Source organism: Streptomyces sp. TS71-3, from assembly GCF_018327685.1.
Classification (GTDB): domain Bacteria; phylum Actinomycetota; class Actinomycetes; order Streptomycetales; family Streptomycetaceae; genus Streptomyces.
The window spans coordinates 1662466-1681123 of record NZ_BNEL01000003.1 but is presented as its reverse complement, the minus strand read 5'-3'; the positions used below and the strand labels follow the sequence as shown (position 1 = coordinate 1681123).

16 protein-coding genes are annotated in these 18658 nt (G+C 72.1%); 4 read left to right on the top strand and 12 right to left on the bottom strand.

The window, feature by feature from the left end; genetic code table 11:
* Window positions 1-42 precede the first annotated feature (42 nt).
* The gene (locus Sm713_RS31440; protein ID WP_212913363.1) at window positions 43-807 is read left to right on the top strand and encodes an IclR family transcriptional regulator; all 765 of its coding nucleotides are present in this window, start codon (window positions 43-45) and stop codon (window positions 805-807) included.
* A 42-nt stretch (window positions 808-849) separates the two neighbouring features.
* Here the strand turns inward: Sm713_RS31440 and Sm713_RS31435 are convergent, their stop codons facing one another.
* The 12 genes from Sm713_RS31435 to Sm713_RS31380 form a co-directional block, all read right to left on the bottom strand.
* Entirely contained in the window at window positions 850-2013 is a 1164-nt protein-coding gene (locus tag Sm713_RS31435; protein ID WP_212913362.1) for a mandelate racemase/muconate lactonizing enzyme family protein, read from the bottom strand.
* 250 nt (window positions 2014-2263) lie between these two features.
* On the bottom strand, window positions 2264-3445 hold the full coding sequence (locus tag Sm713_RS31430; RefSeq protein ID WP_212913361.1) for a mandelate racemase/muconate lactonizing enzyme family protein: 1182 nt from the start codon (window positions 3443-3445) through the stop codon (window positions 2264-2266).
* Between the two features lie 28 nt (window positions 3446-3473).
* The gene (locus tag Sm713_RS31425; RefSeq protein ID WP_212913360.1) at window positions 3474-4574 is read right to left on the bottom strand and encodes an ABC transporter substrate-binding protein; all 1101 of its coding nucleotides are present in this window, start codon (window positions 4572-4574) and stop codon (window positions 3474-3476) included.
* Between the two features lie 444 nt (window positions 4575-5018).
* The gene (locus Sm713_RS31420) at window positions 5019-5282 is read right to left on the bottom strand and encodes a GlsB/YeaQ/YmgE family stress response membrane protein (RefSeq protein ID WP_212914972.1); all 264 of its coding nucleotides are present in this window, start codon (window positions 5280-5282) and stop codon (window positions 5019-5021) included.
* Window positions 5283-5498: 216 nt separating this feature from the next.
* Window positions 5499-5831, bottom strand: a complete 333-nt coding sequence (locus tag Sm713_RS31415) for a hypothetical protein (protein WP_212913359.1) — start codon at window positions 5829-5831, stop codon at window positions 5499-5501.
* Window positions 5832-6122: 291 nt separating this feature from the next.
* Window positions 6123-8387 carry a xanthine dehydrogenase family protein molybdopterin-binding subunit gene (locus tag Sm713_RS31410; protein ID WP_212913358.1) on the bottom strand — a complete coding sequence of 755 codons (2265 nt, stop codon included), beginning with the start codon at window positions 8385-8387 and terminating at the stop codon, window positions 6123-6125.
* A gap of 10 nt (window positions 8388-8397) precedes the next feature.
* Window positions 8398-8901, bottom strand: coding sequence for a (2Fe-2S)-binding protein (locus Sm713_RS31405; RefSeq protein WP_212913357.1), 504 nt, complete (start codon window positions 8899-8901; stop codon window positions 8398-8400).
* 438 nt (window positions 8902-9339) lie between these two features.
* Window positions 9340-10326: an aldo/keto reductase gene (locus Sm713_RS31400; protein WP_212913356.1), complete on the bottom strand. Its 987-nt coding sequence runs from the start codon at window positions 10324-10326 to the stop codon at window positions 9340-9342.
* 45 nt (window positions 10327-10371) lie between these two features.
* Window positions 10372-11391, bottom strand: a complete 1020-nt coding sequence (locus Sm713_RS31395; RefSeq protein ID WP_212913355.1) for an NAD-dependent epimerase/dehydratase family protein — start codon at window positions 11389-11391, stop codon at window positions 10372-10374.
* A 307-nt stretch (window positions 11392-11698) separates the two neighbouring features.
* Window positions 11699-12481, bottom strand: a complete 783-nt coding sequence (locus tag Sm713_RS31390; RefSeq protein ID WP_212913354.1) for an SDR family NAD(P)-dependent oxidoreductase — start codon at window positions 12479-12481, stop codon at window positions 11699-11701.
* Window positions 12478-13635 (bottom strand): zinc-binding dehydrogenase, encoded by a 1158-nt coding sequence (locus Sm713_RS31385; RefSeq protein WP_212913353.1) that lies wholly within the window; start codon window positions 13633-13635, stop codon window positions 12478-12480. Before Sm713_RS31385 ends, Sm713_RS31390 begins: the two co-directional genes overlap by 4 nt.
* Before the next feature lie 119 nt (window positions 13636-13754).
* A complete protein-coding gene (locus tag Sm713_RS31380) occupies window positions 13755-14774 on the bottom strand; it encodes a LacI family DNA-binding transcriptional regulator (RefSeq protein ID WP_249416811.1) in 1020 nt (339 codons plus the stop codon).
* A gap of 594 nt (window positions 14775-15368) precedes the next feature.
* Between Sm713_RS31380 and Sm713_RS31375 the strand changes: the two genes are divergently transcribed.
* From Sm713_RS31375 to Sm713_RS31365, 3 genes are read left to right on the top strand one after another with little or no spacing between them, the layout of a single operon-like run.
* Window positions 15369-16754, top strand: a complete 1386-nt coding sequence (locus tag Sm713_RS31375) for an ABC transporter substrate-binding protein (RefSeq protein WP_212913352.1) — start codon at window positions 15369-15371, stop codon at window positions 16752-16754.
* A gap of 28 nt (window positions 16755-16782) precedes the next feature.
* Window positions 16783-17736, top strand: coding sequence for a carbohydrate ABC transporter permease (locus Sm713_RS31370; protein ID WP_212913351.1), 954 nt, complete (start codon window positions 16783-16785; stop codon window positions 17734-17736).
* Between the two features lie 10 nt (window positions 17737-17746).
* Window positions 17747-18517 carry a carbohydrate ABC transporter permease gene (locus Sm713_RS31365; protein WP_212913350.1) on the top strand — a complete coding sequence of 257 codons (771 nt, stop codon included), beginning with the start codon at window positions 17747-17749 and terminating at the stop codon, window positions 18515-18517.
* The last annotated feature ends 141 nt before the right edge of the window (window positions 18518-18658 follow it).

Genomic DNA, 18658 nt, shown 5'->3' with positions numbered 1-18658 from the left:
CCCTGGTCAGCGGACCGATGTCGTGGAAAGGTGCGTTCCGATATGCGGAACCCAACCTCGTCCCTCATCAGGGCCCTCACCCTTCTCGACGCGTTCGACAAGGGCGACGGCGAACTCACCCTGACCGAGCTCGCCGCCAAGGCGGGCCTGCCGAAGTCGACGGCCCACCGCCTGGTCGGCGACCTCGTGAAATGGCGTGCCCTGGAGCGCTCACCCGGCGGCCTGCGCCTGGGCATGCGGCTGTTCGAGCTGGGGCACCTCGTGCCGTCCGCGCGCAACCTGCGCGACATCGCCCTGCCGTACCTGGAAGACCTCTACGTGACCACGCGCAGGACCGTGAACCTCGCGGTCCGCGACGGCATGGACATCGTCTACGTCGAGAAGCTCTTCGCCCCCGACGTGCCCGTGCCGCACTCCCGAACGGGCGGGCGGCTGCCGCTGCACTGCACGGCGCTCGGCAAGGCGATGCTGGCCTTCGGCCCGCCGGAGCTGGTCGACGAGGTCATCGAGGCCGGCCTGCGGCGGCGCACCGTCAAGACCAACGTGGACCCCGGAGTGCTGCGCAGCGAGCTCGGCACCATCCGCAAGAGGCGCATCGCCTACGACCTCCAGGAATCCCACATCGGCCTGCACTGCGTGGCCGCACCGCTGTTCGCGGGCGGCGGCGAGGCGGTCGCCGCGGTCTCCGTCACGGGCCTGGAGAGCCTCCGCTCGGCCCGGCACCTCGCCCCCGCGGTGCTCACGGCGTCGCTGTCGCTGTCGCGGCAGCTCGGCGCGTTATGGGCGGTGGACGGGGCGGCTGCCTAGGGCCGCCCCCGGACGGCCGGTACGCGGGCGGCCGGCCCCGCCTCACCACACCCGCGGGAACGGCGATCCCGTCTCGCCCGGGTACGAGGCCAGCGCCGACTCGTCCACCCGGGCGCCGAGCCCCGGCGCGTCCGGCAGCCGCACCCGGCCGCCCGAGAACGTGATGCCGCTGGAGAACACCCCGTCGCGGAACGGGTTCACCGCGCTGCCGTCCGCCTCGAAGACGCCGTCGCCGACGGCGGAGATCACGTGCAGCGTGGCGGCGTGGTTGAGGCAGCTGTGCGAGATGTGCGGCGCGAAGCGCAGCCCCGCGGCGCGCGCCAGCGCCCCGATCCGCACCGCCTCGGTGATCCCGCCGACCCGGCTGACGTCCGGCTGGACGACGTCCAGCGCGCCCCGGCCGATCCAGTCCGCGAACTCCGCCGCGCCGCCCAGGTTCTCCCCGCCGGCCAGCGGCACCAGGCCCCGCGCACGCAGCGCCGCGAACCGCGCCGGCTGCTGCGGCGCGTACGGCTCCTCCAGCCAGCCCACGCCCAGCTCGCCCAGCGCCCCGGCGATCCGCGCCACGTCGTAGCGGTGGCCCAGGTTGGCGTCCACCATGATCTCCAGGCCGTCCCCGAACGCCTCCCGGACGTGCCGCACCCGGTCCAGGTCGGCACCGGGCGCCTGGCCGACGCGGAGCTTGACGGCGTCGAGGCCGAAGGCCTCCCGCATCCGCCGCACCTCGTCGGCCAGCCGCTCGGGCGGCTGGAAGCCGAGCGTGAACCCGCCGCCGTAGACGTCCGCTTCGGTGAGCGAACCGCCCAGCAGGCGGTGCACCGGCTGCCCGCACACCTTGCCCCAGGCGTCCCACATCGCGAGGTCCACACCGCTGAGCGCGAGGAGGAACCCGCTGGACATCCCGGCCGCGTACACGAACCGGTGGAAGGTCTCCGCGCCCACGTCCCGGGTCTCGTACGGGGCCCGGCCGACCACCACGTCCTGCATGGTGGTGTTGACGATCTCGGCGACGGCGCTGCCCGCATGCCCGTGGAAGGCCTCCCCGTACCCCACCGTCCCATCCGCACACCGCACCCGCACCAGCACCACGTCCCGGCGCTCCGCGCTCCCCACGGCCAGCGGCTCGGGCCGCACGGGGAAGCGGTAGCTGACCAACCGGGCGTCGAGTGAGGTGATCGGGGGCACGGAGGACGGGACGGCGGGCATGGGGACTCCTCGGAGTGACGGGGGGGAGCGGCGGGCGGACGCACCGGGGCCGGGCGCGGTGGGACCCGGACGGCGATGGCGGAGCCCTGCGGCGATGGGCAGGAGGCTTGCGGTGGTGGGCGGGCGCACGGCGATGGTGGGCAGGCCCACGGCGCTGGTGGGCAGGCGCACCGGACGGTGTGGCCGGGCTCGGACGGTGGCGGGTGGAGCCCGTGCCGCCCCGGCCGCACGGGACGGTGTCCTGCCGGGCTCAGACGGCGGTGGCCGTGGCGGGATGCGCGCGGATCGCCTCCTCGTCCGGCTCGCAGCCCCAACCCGGGCCGTCCGGCACCGCCATCCGGCCGTCGGCGATCTCGGGAGCCCGGGTGAACACCTCGTCCCGCCAGGGCACGCCGTCCACGTCGTACTCCAGCACCGAGAGGTTCGCGGTGGCCGCGGCGAGGTGGGCGCTCATGAAGGTGTAGAGGTGCCCCGCGCAGTTGTGCGGCGCGATGTTCAGGTCGTACGTGTCGGCCAGCGCGGCGACCCGGACGGCCTCCGGCAGCCCGTTCCACGCCACGTCCACGATGGGCACGTCCACCGCGCCCGCGTCGAAGAACGGCCGGTACGCGCGTGCCGTGTGCACCGACTCGCAGGAGGCGATGCGCACCCCGCCGCCACGGGCGGCGAGCAGCGGCCGGGGGTCGTGGCTGTCGACCTCCAGCCAGTCCACGCCGAGCGGTGCGAGCGCCCTGGCCAGGCGGCCGATCGCCGGACCCTTGACGTTGAAGTTGACGTCGAGCATGATCCGCACGCCCGGCCCGGCGCCCTCGGCGAAGGCGCGCAGCACGTCCGCGGCACCGGCCAGCAGCTCGGGCTCCGGTTCCAGCTCCGGAAAGCCCGCGCCGCCCCAGGCGGGCAGCCACAGCCGCACCCCGCCGGCATCCGCGACGAGCAGGTTGGTCTTCAGCGCGCGGTAGCCGCGTTCGCGCACCTCGGCGCCCAGCGCGCGAACGTCGTCCAGGTCCCGCAGCGCCGGCGTGCCGAGCGCCTCGGACATCCGGATCCGGCCGAGGCCGCAGTGCGACCAGTACAGCGGGACGCTGTCCCGGACGGCGCCGCCGAACAGCTCGTACACCGGGACGTCGAGGTGGCGTGCCTTGGCGTCCAGCGCGGCGTTCACGATGGCGGCGACGGCGCGCTGGGCGAGCCCGCCGGCGGCCTCGCGCAACCGGGCCCGGAGCGTGGCCTCCAGCAGCCCGACGCGCCGCGGGTCGTGCCCCAGCACCCGGCGGCCGAGGCGTTCGATCACGCTGGACAGCGCCACGCTGCCCAGCTCGCTGTCGCTGTACTCGGACCATCCGGTGACCCCGGTGTCGGTGGTCAGCCTGAGGAACGACCAGGTGCGGGTGCCGGCACCGCAGTGCAGGCTGTCCAGTGCGGTGATGCGCATGGGGTGGGCCCTCCGGAGTCCGTCGTCGTCAGGAGGCCGGGGACATCCGGTCGTCGACCCACTGCTCCGGGTCCTTGCCGCCGGGCACCATGCCCGCCTTGACCATCTCGCCGTAGACGGCCTTCCAGCGCTTGTGGTCGGTCTGCACCGCGCCGTCGGCCCCGCCGTAGGTCCAGGAGGCCACGTAGCCGTCCAGGGAGGCCTTCGCGACCTCGGGCTGGTCGAAGGCCGGCACGTGGTACTTCGTACCGATCGCCTTCATCGTCTTGGCGTAGCCGTCCTTCTGGTCGGCGACGATGAACTGGATGGCCGACTTGATCGCCCGCAGGTAGCGGTGGATGGCGTCGCGCGTCTTCGGGTCCCCGGCCTGCGCGGGCGAGGTGATGTACGCCTGCGAGCCGGCGGCGATGTACTTGGACAGATCGAAGGTGACGGCGTCCTTGTGGGCGGCCTTGAGCGCGGTGGCGGTGTCCAGCGAGGGCATGAACCCGTCGAGCCGGCCCTTCTGGACCAGGCTGAAGGTGCCCGCACTCAGCGGCACCACCTGCTGGTGCAGGTCGGAGAGCTTCATACCGGCCGAGGAGAGCAGGAGGGTGAGCAGGCCCTCCGTGGTGCCGCCGAGCGCGGACTCGCCGATCGTCTTGCCGCGCAGGTCGGCGGGCTTGCGCACGGCGCTCCTGGTGTCCGAGACGATCCGGATGGTGGCGCCGCCCTTCTGCACGGTGCCCACGTTGGTGATCTTCGCGCCCTTGGTGACGATGCTCTTGATGATGTCGGCGTCCCCGGCCCGGGTGAGCTGGCCCCTGCCGGACATCACGGCGGCGATGGCGGGCGGCGTGCCGTTGACGAACTGGAAGTCGACCTTGACGTGCTGCGCGGCGAAGAAGCCCTTGGTGTCGGCGACCAGTTCGGGCGCGTAGGTGAGGGTCTCGATCGGCAGCGTGTTGAGGTACGTCAGCGTCGCCGTACCGCCCCCGGCGCTCCCCGCGGCCCCGGCACCTCCGGCCGGGTCCGCGCACCCCGAGGCCAGCAGCCCCACGCCCACCATCCCGGCGCCGACCACCCGCCACTTCCGCGAAGCACCGGAACGCACCGTCCGCCACGTCCCCCGAGCAACCCCACGACTCACGACGTCTCCTCCCTTGTCGCCCTGCTTCCACGGCGACTTCCGGCCGGCCGCCCACACGGCCGGCCCAGCGCCAGACGCTGACATCGGCCGCGCGGAGGGACAAGCGGGGGTTCCGGTATGCGGTACGGGACGGTCGCGGGGATCCGTCCGTCCGAAGGCCAGGTTCCGGGAGGCGCCGGCGCGAAAGCGCGGCAGGCACGCGGAGGACGCAGGGAGGCGGAGGCGGCAGGCACGCGGAGGACGCAGGAAGACAGGGCCGCAGGCGACGCCGCGAACGCCGGCGCGTCGAAGGCCCCGTGCGCGCACGGCACGGCACGGCTCCCCCGCGAGCCGGCCGTCTTCCTGGCGCGCAAGAGCGCCGGCTGAGCGACCGCGTCGCCGCCCGCGGGTGGGCGGACGGCGACCAAGGGGGTCAGGGAGTACGGGTGGCCATGACGGCCACGGTCAGCGGCGGGACTTCGCGCGGTCCAGGAACGTGACGCCGACGGCGGCCAGCACGACCTGGATGACGATCTCGATCCAGTCGATGCCCTTGGTGTCGGCGACTCCGAACGCGGCGGCTATCCCCGTGCCGACGAATGCCGCGACGATCCCGACGAGGATCGTCCATATCACGCCGATGTGCTGGCGACCGGGCACGACGAGCCGGCCCAGGACGCCGATGACGATACCGATGACAATGGCGCTGAAAACGCCCGCGATCCCCATGCCCAGCCCCATTCGTCGAGTGTGCTCATCTCAGGTCTGCCCTGCGCGAGACAGTACATACCGGCCTCGCGCGGCGTGAGTCCTGCCACGACTCCTCCACCTTCTGAGCAGTCTCCCCGCATCAGGCCTCTGAGCAGCCTCCCTGCATCAGGCATGCGCCGCCTTCTGGTCGGACGCACGACACGAGCCGGACGGCTGAGCACCCCTGGAAGGCCGTCATGCCCCACCCGGCGCCGCGGGCTCCCGCCGGGTCTGGCGCTTGCGGGCCTCGGCCAGCTGCCAGCCGAGGTCGCCCACCAGGGCCCCCGCCGCGATGGCTCCGGCCAGCTTGCCCACCGTCATCACGCCCGCGCCGAGGTAGGAATGCCCGCGGAGGCTGCTGAGACCGCCCACGAGCAGGAACAGCGCCGCGACGGCCGCCGACACGCTCGGTGCGGCCAGGGCCAGCAGGGACAGCCGGCTGCGGCCGCCGGCACCGGTCGCGGTCGGCGCGGCGCCGCGGCGGTGTTCGGCCGCGATCTGCCTGTCGGACGGCCGGGGATCTGACATGTCGCCTCACTGGTGGTGCTGCGGCGGTTCTCGACGGACGCCGCGTCTGACAGAGGGAGTGACGAGTGTAGTGACGCTCGGCAGCGACGTTCCCCCAGGCCGGCCCGCCACGGCGTAGCGACCGGGCGACGTGCGCTGATCCGTCGGTCCCTGTCACGACCCGTCACGACCCCTCCGCCATACCGAAGGTCCCGGTCCGCCGGACCGGGACCTTCGTGGTACCTCACCCCACCGGTGCCCGGGGACACTCGGCGAAGCGCTCTGGGCGACCGTGCCCGGCTGGCTGTCCGGCTACCCCATGGCCGCCTTGACCGCCTCGGCCGTGAAGGGCATCGTGCGGAGCCGCACGCCGGTGGCGTCGAAGATGGCGCTGGAGATGGCGGACGGCATCACGTTGACGGCCGGCTCGCCGACGCCCGAGGGAGCCGTCTGGGGGTTGGGGACGAGGACCGTGTTGATCGTCGGCGTCTCGTCCATATGGAGCATCGGGTAGCTCTCCCAGTCGACGGTGGTGACGTTGGAGGTGTCGAACTTCACCTCCTCGTGGAGCACCCGGCTCGCCGTCTGGATCACGCAGCTGGAGATCTGGTGCTCGATGGCGCGCGGGTTGATGATCTGCCCCTGGTCCTGCGCCACGGTCACCTCCGTGAGCAGGACCTTGCCCGTGGTGGGAGTCACCTCCAGCCTGACCACCCCGGCGGCGTAGGTGCCGTCGCGCAGGACGAACGAGATGCCCTGCCCGGTGAAGGTGCCCTCGCCGGTGCTCGCATCCCCCTTGGGCGAGGACCGCGGCTCCCACCCGGCCGCCTTGGCGGCCGCCTGCAGGACGGCGATCGCCCGGGGGTCGGTGAGGTACTTCAGACGGAGCTGGAGCGGGTCCTGTCCGGTCCTGGCCGCGATCTCGTCGACGAAGGCCTCCTGGGCGAACGTGATCTGGTACTGGCCGGGTGAGCGCAGGAAGGTGGTGCGCAGGCCGAACCCGTAGGGCGAGGTGTCGGCACCGAACTCCGGCAGCTGGTGCGCGAGTTCCAGCAGGTTGGGGAACTGGTAGAGGTCGGGACCGGTCCAGTTCCCGACCGGCTTGCGCCCGCTCGGCTTCTGCACGCCGACCAGGAGGGGCCCGAGCATGGTGCTGTCGTTGTTCGGCGCCATGAACGCGTCGTGCTTCCAGGCCGTGACGTTGCCGGACTCGTCGAATCCGGCCGCCATGTCGTGGAGCGTGCCCGGGCCGTGCGGCTCCCAGATGTGCTCGTCCTCACGGCTCCACTGCACGCGCACCGGCTTGCCCAGCTTCTGGGAGAGGAACACCGCTTCCGAGGCCGCGTCGTCGTAGTTGGCGCTGAGGCGCCCGTAGGTGCCGGGTCCGTCGACCCAGACCACCTCGACCTGCTCGGGGGCGATGTCCAGCATCTGCGCGATGCCTTTCCTGAGCCCCTGCGGGTACTGGGTGGTGGACCAGACGGTCACGCTGCCGTCCGGGCGCACGTCGGCGACGGCGCAGCTCGGCCCGAACATGCCGTGGTTCTCGAACGGGGTCTGGTACGTCGCCTCCAGGGTGTGTTCGGCGGCGGCGTAGGCGCCCTCGAAGTCGCCCTGGCTGGCATGCGTCATGGTGTTGCCCGGCAGGGCACGCATGGCGGCGGGCCACTCCTCGCTCCCGGGCAGGCCGTTCCAGTCCGACCAGGTGACCGGCAGGGCGGCCGCTCCCTTGACCGCGTCCCACTCCTGCCGTGCGACCACCGCGACCAGGTTGCCGAGCTGGACCACCTGCGCGCTGCTCCCGGACGGCAGGCGGCCCACCGAGATCACGGTCGAGCCGATCCCCTTGGGGTGGACGACCCGGGCGTGGAGCATGCCGTGGACCCTGACGTCATGGACGAACATGGTCTTCTGGCGGACCTTGTCCACGATGTCGACCCGGGGGACGGACTGGCCGACCAGGGTGTACTCGGTGAACGGCTTGGGTGTGGCCCCGACATGCGTGCCTTGGCCGTCGATCACGATCGGCGTCTCCGCCGTGAGCGCCTTGCCGTGGACGAGGCGGCCGTAACTGATCTGCCTCGCGCCATGGCGGACCACGCCGTCGTGGACCGTGAGCTCGTCCACCGGGGCGTGCAGCCGCTCGGAGGCCAGGGCGAGCAGGGTGGCCCGGGCCTCGGCGGCGATCAGCCGGGCCTGCACCCCGGCTCGGGCGATCGTGCCGCTGCCGGCCGTCACTCCCTGGTCGGGTGTGACGTCGGTGTTGCCCATCACCAGCGTGACCTTGTCGAAGGCGACGTCGATCTCCTCGGCCACCATCTGCGCGAGGGCGGTCCGGTTCCCCTGGCCCAGCTCGACGTGGCCGGTGCGCCAGGTGACGTCGCCGTTGGCGTGCACCGTCAGCCACGTGGAGAGGTCGGTCATCTCGGGGGTGGGGAAGGGCGTTCCGGTCGCGGCCGCTTCCGCGACCGACGTCCGCAGGGCGGCCGGAACCGCCGCCGACAGCACGACCAGGGCCCCGCCCGCCTTGAGGAGGCCGCGCCGGCTGACCGCCCCGGATTCGTCTCTCATGGTCATCTCCGGCTCCTCAGGCCATCAGCTCGGCGGCACGCTGTACCGCCTTGATGATCTTGTCGTAGGTGCCGCACCGGCACAGGTGGGCTGAGGGGCCCGAGGTGCTGAACGCCGTCATGATCTCGCTCACCGAGGGGTCGGGGTTGGCGGCGAGCAGGTTGACGGCCGTGATCATCATCCCGTTCTGGCAGTAGCCGCACTGGGGGACCTGCTCCTCGATCCAGGCCTGCTGGACGGGGTGGAGGTCCGTGTGCCGTCTCGCGTCGTCCTTCGCCCAGAGCTCGGGCAACCCCTCCACCGTCGTGATGTTCTGCCCCTCGAACTCCGAGACGGGCTTCACGCAGGTGCGCCGCGCGCCTTCGTCCGACAGCACCGAGCAGGCGCCGCACTGTTCCAGGCCGCAGCCGAACTTCGGCCCCGACAGGCCGAGTTCTCCGCGCAGCACGTAGAGCAACGGCGTATCGGGTGACGAGGCGACGTTCGCTTTCTTGCCGTTGACGACCAGTTCGATGGCCATGCGGAACCTCCGGGGGGGGAGAGAAGGTGGCACGGAGCGCCCCCACGCTGCCCAGCGGAGGCGTGGTCGTCAATGGACCGGACCAAGAGTGGCCAGATGTGGCTATCGATTGAGTAGGGGGACCTGTTGGCACGTAGTACTTCAGGGGCCCGCATGTCGTTTACGGCGTGGGAGGTGGCCGGGAGCCCGGAAGGCAGCCGGGGGCGGGGAGGGTAGCCGAGGGTTCGGAGAGCGGGGCTCGGAAGGCAGCCGGGCGCTCGGAGGGTAGCCCAGGGCTCGGAAGGTACCGGGGGCTGGGCGGCTCCCCGGCCGTGTCGCCTCGCGCACCCGCCGCGGCGCGGGCGGTCCGGAGCCGCGTCGCAGGCGACGGGGGCGTCGGAGGCGACCGGGACGTCGAAGGCGACCGGAGGCGCGGTGGCCGCGTGAGGGGCCGGGCGGTCAGGGGAGCCAGTGAACGCGCGCGGGCACGTGCCGCTCGATCTCCTCCCACAGCCCGTCCGGCACCGGCGTGGTCGCCAGACGCAGCGTGTCGGCGACCCTGGAGGGGCGCGAGAAACCGACGATGGTCGAGGTCACACGGGGGTCGCGCAGGGAGAACTGGAGCGCGACGGCGGCGAGGCTCACACCGTGCCGCTCGGCGGCCCCTTGCATGGCGCGCACGGCCTCGCGCACGGCCTCGGGTGTCTCGCGGTAGGCGTACCGCGGCTGGGCATCGGGCCCCTTGACGAGCATGCCGCCCCCGTACGGGGCACCGTTCACGAACGCCGTGCCCTTGCTGCGGGCGAGGTCCATCAGCGGTTCGGCACCGCGGTCGACGAGGGTCCAGCGGTTGTGGTTGACCACCGCCGCGAACTCCCCGGTGGCCACGAAGCGGAGCATCATGTCCAGTTGCCCGCCCGCGACACCGAGGTGCCCCACCACGCCCTCGTCGCGCAGCGCCGCCATCGCCTCCACCGCTCCCCCGGGGGCCATGGCCTCCTCGAACGTCATGTGGAACTCGGGGTCGTGCAGGTAGAGCACCGCGATCCGGTCGAGGCCGAGCCGTTCCAGGCTCTCCTCCACCGAGCGACGCACCCGAGCACCGTCGAAGGCGCCCGTCTCAGGATCGGCGTCCGCCTTGGTGGCCAGCACGAATCCCTCCGGCAGACCTCCGCGACGGCGCAGCACGGCACCGATGCTGCGCTCCGCCGTACCGCCTCCGTAGCCGTTGGAGGTGTCCATGAAGGTGAACGGACCGTCCAGGACCGCCGCCACGGTGTCCTCGGCGCGCTGGCCGTCGACGCTGTAGCCGTAGAGCGCGGGCATGCTCGCGAGCGGACTGGTACCGACGCAGACCGGTGTGACGGCCAGGCCGGTGCGGCCGAAGGGCCGCGGAACGGTCGGGTCCGGGACACCGGATCCCGTTGCGGGAGCGGGGACGATCATCGTGGTTTCACCGTTCTCGGGAGGCGTCGGGAAGCGGGCAGGTGCTCATGGCGCGAGAGCGGCGGCGGCCTCTGCGGCCGCGTGCCGGGCGCGCACCAGCCGGTCGAGCACGGCGTCGACGGCGGGGTCGGGGCGCGTCGCGGCCTCGTGCCCGGCGCGCCAGTCACGCAACCGCCGTGCCCCCTGTGACCAGGTGACCACGGGGCGGAACGCGGGCACGTGGCGCCGGATCTTGGTGTTGTCGAAGACGGCGCTGTGCTGGAGGTCCCCCACGATCAGGTCCGAGAAGAACCAGTCGGGGGCGACGGCGGGCAGCAGGTCGGAGGGCAGGTGCAGCAGTCTCGCGGCGGATCCGGTGACCCGGCCGACCACCCCGTATATCTCGTTCCACGACAGCACCTCGTCGGAGGTGATGTGGAAGTCCTCGCCGACGGCCTGCGCGTTGCCGATCAGGCCGGTGAGGCCCACCGCGAAGTCGTCGGCGTGGGTGAGCGTCCAGAGGCTGGTGCCGTCGCCGGGCACCACGATCTCGTCCCCGCGCGAGAGGCGGTCCCACGCCGTCCAGTCGCCCGGCAGCGGCGGGTGCGCGTCGTCGTAGGTGTGCGAGGGACGCACGATCGTCGCCGGGAAGTCCTCCTCCTCGTAGGCACGGCGGAGCACGTCCTCCGCGGCGATCTTGTCCTGCGCGTAGCGGAGGTAGGGGTTGCGCAACGTGGTGGATTCGGTGATCGGCAGCCGGCGGACCGGTTTGTGGTAGGCGGACGCCGAGCTGATGTGGATGTACTGCCCGACGTGTCCGCGCAGCAGCCGGACCATCGCCGCCGCGTCGTCGGCGCCGAAGGAGAGGAAGTTGACGACGCAGTCGAAGTCACGGCCCGTCAGCACGTGCGCGAGGGCGTCCGGATCCGTGACGTCCGCGCTGAGACTGGTCACCGCGCCGGGCAGCGGGCGCCGCTCCTGCGTGCGGCCCCGGTTGAGGACGTGCACGTCGGCGCCGTGCCGGACCGAGGCGCTGACGCAGGCCGAGCTGATGGTGCCCGTACCGCCGATGTAGAGGACTCTCACGGTGCTGCTCCTGTGGGGCGTGGGGTGCGGGGAGGTGCGGGGGGATTCGCGGGGTGCGGGGAGGCATGGGGCGTCGGGTGCGGGGGTCGGGCTCACCGGCGGATCGGCCACACCGCTCGGGCCTTCCGCCGGTGTGGTGGGTCGTCCGGTGCGCGGTTGCGGTGTGCGGTTGCGGTGTGCGATCGCGGTATACGGCCGCGGTGTCCGCTTGCGATGTGCGGTCGCGGTGTGCGCTTGCCGTGTGCGGTTCCGGTGTGCCGAGCGGGAGCCGTGCGGGACGTGCGGCCCCGGATGGCCGGTGAGGACGTCACGTCCATCCGCCGTCCACCACCCACTTCTGCCCGGTGCACAGGCCGCTGTCGTCGGCGGCCAGCCAGAGCACCATGCGGGCCACGTCCGCCGGGACCAGCCGTCCCGGCAGGCTCTGCGACGCGTCGATGAGCTGTTCCGCCTCCGGGGTGACCCAGTCCCTCAGCTGGCGCTCGGTCATGATCCAGCCTGGGATGACGCAGTTGACGCGGATGCGGTCCGGGCCCAGCTCGCGGGCGAGGGTGCGGGTAAGGCCCTCCACGGCCGCCTTGGACGCGATGTAGGCCGGCATCCTGGTCAGCGGGATGTGCGCCGAGACCGAGCCCATGTTGACGATCGAGCCGCCGCCGAGCTCCCGCATGCCCGGGGTCACGGCCTGGATGGCGAAGAAGTGGTGCCGCAGGTTCACCGCGAGCTTGTCGTCCCAGTAGGCCTGGTCGATCGTGGCGCTGTCCCTGCGGTCGTCGTCGGCGGCGTTGTTCACCAGCACCGAGACCGGGCCGAGGGTGCGGGCGGCCGTCGCGAGGGCCTCGGTGTACGCGGGCACGTCCCGGACGTCCGCGGGCAGGAAGAGCGGGCGGGAGCCGGTCTCCTCCGCGGCCGCGTCGCACAGCAGCCTCCCAGCCGGCTCGTCGATGTCGGCGAACGCCACCCTGGCGCCCTGGGCGCAGAACTGCCGCACGAACTCGGCGCCCAGGCCGGTGGCGCCGCCGGAGACCCAGACCACCTTGCCGGCCAGGCTGGGATAGCGGGCGTACTCCACGGGCGGACGCCCCCTCACGCCGCCCACGGCAGCACCACTCCCCTGCCTACGGCGCCCCTGCCGAGGTCGTCGCAGGCGTCGTTGATCTGCTCCAGCGGGTAGGTGCGTCCCACGAGCCGGTCGAGCGGCAACCGCCCCGCCGCGTGGAGGGCGAAGAGCCTGGGCAGGTCCACCACCGGGTTCGACGAGCCGTACAGGCTGCCCACGATGCGCTTCTCGTGCTGGACGACCTGGTTCAGCGGCACGGACAGAGCGGTGTCGGGCCTGCTGAGGCCGATCGGTACGAGTTGGCCGCGGGGTCGGAGGGCGTCGAAGGCGATGGCGAGGACGTCCGGGCGGCCGATCGCCTCGATGGCGTGGTCGAGCCCGCCGGGGACGAGCCGTCTCAGCTCGGCGGCCACATCCCTCCGCGACGCGTCGACGACGTGGGTGGCGCCCAGTTCCACGGCCGTATCGAGGCGTTCGGCCACCACGTCGACCGCTATCACCGGGAAGGCGCCCGCGAGCCGGGCACCCATGACCGCGCTCAGCCCGACGCCGCCCGCGCCGAACACCGCGAGGGACGCTCCCGCGCAGCCGCCGACGGCGTTGAGTACGGCCCCCACACCGGTGATCACGGCGCATCCCGCGACGGCCGCGACCTCGGCGGGCACTCCGTCCGGCACGGCCACGACGGCGCGCTCGGACACCACGGCGTACCGGGCGAAGCAGGAGGCGCCCATCAGGTGGTGCAGCGCACCGCCGTCGGGGAGCCGGAGCCTGCTGGTCCCGTCGAGCAGCCCACCGTAGGCGGCCTGCACCGCGGCACGTTCGCACATCGCCGGGGCGCCGGTGACGCAGTACCGGCACTCACCGCAGCGGGGGCGCCAGAGCAGGCACACCCGCTGCCCGGCGGCCACCAGGGTCACGCCCTCGCCGACGGCCTCGACGACACCGGTGCCCTCGTGGCCGATCACCGCGGGCAGCCGGCTGGACAGGTCGCCGGCCATGTAGTGCAGGTCGGTGTGGCACACGCCCGCCGCGTCGATCCTGACCAGCACCTCGCCCGCCAGGGGCGCGTCCAGCAGGACGTCCTCGACGCCCAGGGGCTCGCCGGCCCGGCGCAGGACCGCCGCACGGACGGTGCGGGGCGCTGGTGTGCCCGGTCCCCCGAGGGAGTTGCGGTCCGTCACGGCATCCCCTCACAGAAAGTTTCTGAACTGTGTCGGAAATTTCGCGGCAACGGTAGAACGGGCTTTCCGGGAGGGTCAAGAGGCCATGGGAAAGCACGTGATCCGGGCGACCGGCGTCCTCAACGCCGCCTCGACCCGGCCCGCCGGGGCGCCGAGGTGCTCTCCCGCTCCACGAGACGCGTGGCGAGTTCGAGCCGCAACGACTGTCCCGGGACCTCCTCTGCGGGCTCCAGGACCCCCCGCACGGCGAGCATCGCCATCTGCGCCAGCGGCTGGCGCACGGTGGTCAGCCGAGGCGTCATCCACATGCAGGAGTCCACGTCGTCGAAGCCCACCACGCTGAGATCCCGCGGGATCCGCAGCCCCCGCTCGTGCGCCTCGTCGTAGACCCCGCGGGCCTGCAGGTCGGAGAGGGCGAAGACGGCGGTGGGCGGATCGTCGAGGTCGAGCAGTTCGGCGGCGGCGCGCCGGCCGCTCTCGGCGTAGAAGTCGCCGGTGCGCACGAGTTCCGGGGCGTGGTCGAGGCCGGCCCTGACCAGGGCGGCCCGGTAGCCGTCCAGCCGCTCCCTGCTGCACTGCACGTCGTCGGGGCCGGTGACGACGCCGATGCGGCGGTGCCCGAGGCCCACCAGGTGCTCGGTGGCGGAGAAGCCTCCGGCGAAGTTGGAGGCGCCGATGGTCGGTACGTTGCGGTCGTGGCCGCCCATCTGGTCGATGACCACCAGGGGGGTGCCCACCGGGCTCAGCCGCTCGGCGCCGAGTTGGCGGGCGTGCGAGATGACGAAGACCACGCCGTCGGTCGGCCGTGAGCTCAGCATGTCCATCCAGTCCCGTGGACGCGCCTGGCTGTCGTGGGTGACGCTCAGCACCAGGCCGGCCCCGAGCCGGTAGGCCTCCTGCTCGGCCCCGGTGAGCAGCTCCCGCGCCCAGGGCGTGTCCACGGTGCTGATCACGAAGTTGACGAGCCCGGTGCCGGTGCGGTCCCCCCGGCTCCGGCCGCGCCACTGGTAGCCCGTACGGTCCAGGGCCTGCTGGACCCGTCTGCGGGTGTCGGCGCCCACGTGGTGGCGGCCGTTGAGCACCTTGCTGACGGTGGGGACCGAGACGCCGGCCTCCTCGGCGACCATGGCGATGGTCACCCGGGCACCGGCGGTGCCGCCCGGCCGCGCCGGAGCGGCACGGCCGCGCCCGCCCCCCGGGACGTTCGCCGTCGCGTCTCGCCGTGCCGCCGCCACAGTGCTCCCCCGATGCCTCGACCCCTGGTACAGAAAGTTTCTCAACCCTAACACCGGCCCCTCAGGGGCCCCGTCGGGATGGCCGGGCGGCAACATGCGGCGCACGCGGGCCCCTTTCGGCGCCCATCGGACCGGGTGGAGCCCTAGCCGTCCTGGCGCCGGACCGGGAATCCGCTGTCGCTCGTCTTGACACCGAAGTGCCGCCGGTGGTTCGTTGTTTTCAGAACAGTTTCCGAAACTTTCGCAACTCCATCGGTTTCAGGCGGGCTCCGGGCCGTGTCGCCGGCGCCCCGCCACCGCGCGTCCCCATCCGCGAGAGTGCCCGCGGTTTCCCAGCCCGCTGCCCGGGCCGAGTTCCGGACAGGCCCCCCTGGCGCGTCCGGCGAGCCGGCCCGGCCCCCATGGACGGCACCGACGGCACCGCCACCCAGACCCCCCACCGCAGCTCGAAGTACCACAAGTACCACCCCAACAGGCCAGGCTCGAAGGAGAGTTCGCATGCCCCGATCCGCCACCGCCGCGAGGCCCCGGCTGCTGGGTGCCGTGACGGCGGTCGCCGCGCTGCTGCTGGGCGGCTGCGCCGGCGGTCCGCTGCCGGCGACCGAGGACAAGGGCCCGGCCGACTCCGGCTCGCTGACCTGGTGGGGATGGACACCGGACGAGGCCCCGGCCGAGGCGTACATCAAGGCGTTCCACAAGGCGTATCCGCGGATCAAGGTGACCTACAAGAAGCTCACCATCGACGGGTACAACGCCGCGCTGCGGCCGGCGCTCGCCTCCTCGGTGGGCCCCGACGTCTACGCGGTGGCACCCGGCTCCGGCAACGGCCCGGTCAAGCAGTACAGCGTCTTCGGCGTCGACCTCGCACCCGCCGTGCGCAAGGAACTCGGCCCCGGCTGGAGGTCCAAGCTGGCGTCGATCGGGGTCGGCAGCCTCACCGCCGACGGCAAGCTCGCGGCACTCTCGGCCGGCGCCACGTACGCCGGTTCCCTGTGGATCGACAAGGACCTCTTCGACAGGTACGGCCTGAAAGCGCCCGCCGACTACGCCGAGTGGAAGCACGTGTGCGCCGTCTTCGCGGCCCACCACGTCGGCTGCTTCGTCCAGGGCGCCGCGCAGACCGCCTTCAACGAGGACACCATCCAGGCCATCGCCGACAACGTCCGGCCGGGTGTCTGGGAGAAGGCGATGGCCGGCCGCGTGCCGTGGACGGACCCCACCATCGTCAAGGCGCTCGGCCTGTGGCAGCGGCTCTTCAAGGACGGGATCATGCAGAGCGGCGCCCTGGGCACCATGCAGTATCCGGACGCCAACAACGCCTTCATGTCGGGCAAGTACGCCATGGTGATGATGGGCACCTGGTACATGCAGTACGCCACCCGGGCGGGCTCGACCGCGGCCATCTCCGGAGCGGGCGTGGCCCATCCCAAGCCGTTCACCCAGGTGCCGATCCCGTTCCCCGACATGGCCGGCACCGGGCACGTCGGTGCGCTCTTCGGGGACGCCGACTTCGGGCTCGCCGTCAACCGGCGCTCGAAGCACATCGCGGCGGCCACCACCTTCGCCACGTGGCTGGGTACCTCCGCGGCAGGCCAGCAGACGGTGGCCGACGTGCTCAACGACGTGCCCGCGCTGAAGGCCGCCACACCCGACTGGAACGCCGTGAAGCTGACGAGTCCCGATGTCCAGCGGCCGGCCCTGCAGAAGCTGCTCAAGGACGTCGGCAGGTCCACCGAACCGCGGTTCGCCACCGTCAGCGCCGACATGCTGACCGCGATCGGCGAGGCGTCGACGACGGTCGCGAGCGGCACCTCCCCCGCGAAGGCCGCGGCCACCCTCCAGGAAGCGGCCGAGAAGGACGCCGCGGCGCGGCGGACGCACTGAGACACCACCGACGAACGGGCAGGAGACGATGACGTCGACCATGTTCAAGGCGCGCGGGCCCAGGACGGCCCACAGAGTGGTCGCAGGCGGGGCGGGGGTCAGGCGACGCGGCGTGCTGCCGTCCGGAGTTCCCTGGATCATGCCGGCGTTCGTGCTGGTCGTCGGCCTCATCTACTACGCCGTCGTCGAGACCGGCTATCTCTCCACCCTCGACTGGGACGGCACCTACCCGTACCCCACGCACGTCGGCCTCAGCAACTACCGGGCGATCCTGCACGATCCGATCTTCTGGAAGGCGATCTGGCACACCGCCGTGTTCTTCGTGGTCACCTTCGTCGCGCAGACCTTCCTGGGATTCCTCTTCGCGTCGCTGCTGCACTCCAGGATCAGGCTGGCGAGGCTCTACAAGGTCCTCGTGTTCACGCCGGTGGTGCTGGCGCCGGCCACCATGGCGCCGGTCTTCCGGCAGATGTTCGCGGCCGACGGGCAGGTCAACTGGCTCCTGCACCACATCGGTCTCGGCTTCGCCGCACAGCCCTGGCTGGCCCAGTCGAGCACCGCCCTGCCGGTGATCATGTTCATCACCGTCTGGCAGTTCACCGGCATCACCTTCGTGCTCTACTACGCCGCCATCGGGCAGATCGACCCGCAGACGCTGGAGGCGGCCCGCATCGACGGCGCGAGCAACGTCAGGACGCTGGTCAGCATCGTCTGGCCCGGGGTGCGCGGCACCACCGTCGCCCTGGCGATGCTCGGCGTGATCGGGGCGCTCAAGACCTTCGACGTGCCGTATCTGGTGACGGTGGGCGGGCCCAACTACAGCACCGAGTTCCTCGGTACCTACATCTACCGCATCAGCCTGCCGCAGGCCCATGTGGGCTACGGCGCCGCGCTGTCGGTGCTGCTGCTCGTCCTGGCGCTGCTCGCCGCCCTCGTGATCGCCGGCCGGGCACGCCGTGAGAGGGGAGACCGCCGTGTTTGAGGCGCGCAGGATGTCCACCAGGATGCTGCTCCAACTCCTGGCGACGCTGCTGGTGCTCCCGTACCTCTTCCCGATCGTGGTGATGCTCCAGGGTGCGCTGTCGGGCCGGGGCTGGGGCAACTTCCGTGCCGTGCTGGCGATCGACGCCGTGCCGACCTTCTTCAAGAGCAGCGCCATCATCGCCGCCTGCACCATCGTGATCGTCTGGGCGCTCACTATGGCGGCCGCCTTCGGTTTCGCCAAGCTGCCCGTGCGGGGCAAGGAGGTGTACTTCTGGCTGATGGTGGTGGCGCTCACCCTCCCCGAAGTCGTGCTGCTGACACCGCTGTTCGCCACGACGGTGCACATCGGCCTCTACGACACCTACGGCGCGGTGATCCTGCCGCTCGCGGCGGTGCAGCTGCCGTTCACGGTCCTGCTCGCCCGCAACTACGTCGCCGGCATCCCCGACCAGCTCTTCGAGGCCGCACGGGTCGACGGCGCCGGAGCGCTCGCCGCCTTCCGCTACATCGTGCTGCCGATGACCCGGCCGATCGCCGCGGCCATCGTGGTGCTCGTCCTGATCAACTCCTGGAACGACTACCTCCTGCCGCTCGTCATGCTCCAGGACCCGGCCAAGCAGACCGTCACGCTCCTGCCGCAGTACTTCGTCAGCCAGTTCAGCAACGACCAGACGAAAGTGCTGGCCAGCGCGGTCATCACCGCCGTACCCGAGATCGTCGCCTATCTCTGCCTGCAACGGCTCTTCGAGCGGGGCCTCGCCGCGGGCGCGCTGAAGTGACCGTGCGCACGGTGCTCTCCCCGTTATCTTTTTCGCGGTCCTGCAAGAGGGCCGCTGGCCTCCGGGCCCGGCATGACTGTGTCCCCCTGTCCGAGATGACGTGGGGGGTGGTGTTCACCGGGCCCGAGAGGTGCCGTCGGA

Bases quoted from the DNA above. Each gene is read 5' to 3' on its own strand.
- Sm713_RS31440 (WP_212913363.1), top strand. From the start codon at position 43: ATGCGGAACCCAACCTCGTCCCTCATCAGGGCCCTCACCCTTCTCGAC.
- Sm713_RS31435 (WP_212913362.1), bottom strand. From the start codon at position 2,013: ATGCCCGCCGTCCCGTCCTCCGTGCCCCCGATCACCTCACTCGACGCC.
- Sm713_RS31430 (WP_212913361.1), bottom strand. From the start codon at position 3,445: ATGCGCATCACCGCACTGGACAGCCTGCACTGCGGTGCCGGCACCCGC.
- Sm713_RS31420 (WP_212914972.1), bottom strand. From the start codon at position 5,282: ATGGGGATCGCGGGCGTTTTCAGCGCCATTGTCATCGGTATCGTCATC.
- Sm713_RS31415 (WP_212913359.1), bottom strand. From the start codon at position 5,831: ATGTCAGATCCCCGGCCGTCCGACAGGCAGATCGCGGCCGAACACCGC.
- Sm713_RS31410 (WP_212913358.1), bottom strand. From the start codon at position 8,387: ATGACCATGAGAGACGAATCCGGGGCGGTCAGCCGGCGCGGCCTCCTC.
- Sm713_RS31405 (WP_212913357.1), bottom strand. From the start codon at position 8,901: ATGGCCATCGAACTGGTCGTCAACGGCAAGAAAGCGAACGTCGCCTCG.
- Sm713_RS31400 (WP_212913356.1), bottom strand. From the start codon at position 10,326: ATGATCGTCCCCGCTCCCGCAACGGGATCCGGTGTCCCGGACCCGACC.
- Sm713_RS31375 (WP_212913352.1), top strand. From the start codon at position 15,369: ATGCCCCGATCCGCCACCGCCGCGAGGCCCCGGCTGCTGGGTGCCGTG.
- Sm713_RS31370 (WP_212913351.1), top strand. From the start codon at position 16,783: ATGACGTCGACCATGTTCAAGGCGCGCGGGCCCAGGACGGCCCACAGA.
- Sm713_RS31365 (WP_212913350.1), top strand. From the start codon at position 17,747: ATGTCCACCAGGATGCTGCTCCAACTCCTGGCGACGCTGCTGGTGCTC.